Annotated in this window: 1 protein-coding gene; it reads right to left on the reverse strand. The window is 59.2% G+C overall.

Features of this window, described 5'->3' with window-relative positions; translation table 11 throughout:
• On the reverse strand, nucleotides 1-512 hold a 512-nt coding region (locus tag EAE90_RS24940), incomplete at both ends, for a hemagglutinin repeat-containing protein (RefSeq protein ID WP_214055468.1).

The raw sequence follows: 512 nt of genomic DNA on the forward strand, positions 1-512 counted from the left end.
TTGCCGGTCGTCTGTTCGGTGTTCTGGCTGGAGGAGAGTTGAATATCCCGGTGAGCATTGAGTTGCAGGTCTTTGCCCGCCTGTAACTGGCTGCCCTGAATGCGGATATCGCCATTCTGGCCTGATGTACCTTTGCCATCCCCTTTGGCGGTTATGGTGAGGTTATCCCCGGCCGTGAGACGGCTGCCCTGTTGAGTGGTTTGGCGGTGCTGCTGTTCTGAACGGGAGGATTGGCGACCGTAAGACAGGCTCACCCCGGCCAGATTATTATTGCCTTTGTCGTCACTGCCCTGAGCTTCCGCCAGTCGGCCAGCCTGCGCCGCTTGCACTCCGCTGAGGGCGGCTTGAGTGTTTTGCAGGGCTTTCACTCGTGGGTCACTTTCAGTGCGGGCGGTTCTGGCTGTTTGCACCGCGCTGTTGACGGCCCCGCCTGCGGCGCCACTCAGCGCCACGGTTAAGCCGCTCTGTTTTTGTTCGGTTTTTGTCGTGGTGTGATTGCGGTTTTCCACGCT

Source organism: Photorhabdus caribbeanensis (assembly GCF_018448885.1).
Lineage (GTDB): Bacteria > Pseudomonadota > Gammaproteobacteria > Enterobacterales > Enterobacteriaceae > Photorhabdus > Photorhabdus caribbeanensis.